Source organism: Streptomyces otsuchiensis, assembly GCF_004305975.1.
GTDB lineage: Bacteria > Actinomycetota > Actinomycetes > Streptomycetales > Streptomycetaceae > Streptomyces > Streptomyces otsuchiensis.
In genome coordinates, this window is the sequence record NZ_BHZI01000599.1 from 1 (window position 1) to 490 (window position 490).

The window sequence follows — 490 nt, forward strand, 5'->3', positions numbered from 1 at the left end:
GGCTTCGGCTCGGGCCAGAAGCGCCTGGCGGTGGTCCTCGCCATTGTCGTAGTGGGCGACCGCGCTGTTGGCATCCCTTAGGAGCCCGGGGAGTTGGGAGGCAACGCTCTTGTAGCTGCCGGAGTGATACTGAGCTTGTTCCGCTTTGACGGACACCATTGGTGTGGTGGTCAGACTGCGAGTGAGGTCTCGTACTCGGCGGGGCTGAGGTAGCCGAGGCTGCTGTGCAGTCGGTGCAAGGTGTGCCAGCCTTCGCTGAGGTCGAAGATCGCGGTGCGGGCTGCGGCCCGGCGGGGCCAGGCGGAGGCGCCGAGCAGTTCGCGTTTGATGGTCGAGATGAACGACTCTGCGAGCGCGTTGTCCCCGCGCTGGCCGGTGCGGCCAACCGAGAGTCTTACCTCGAACTGGACTGCTATTGATCAGAAACTCATTGGGTTCACTCGTCGAGGATGTAGCGGACGTGCGGGGCTTTGAAGTAGCCGGTGATGAC

General features: G+C 63.7%; 1 protein-coding gene. It reads right to left on the minus strand.

The annotated features are described in order from the left end of the window. Window positions 1-170: 170 nt before the first annotated feature. Window positions 171-416: an integrase core domain-containing protein gene (locus E0D90_RS26035; protein ID WP_130800346.1), complete on the minus strand. Its 246-nt coding sequence runs from the start codon at window positions 414-416 to the stop codon at window positions 171-173. Window positions 417-490: the final 74 nt, after the last annotated feature.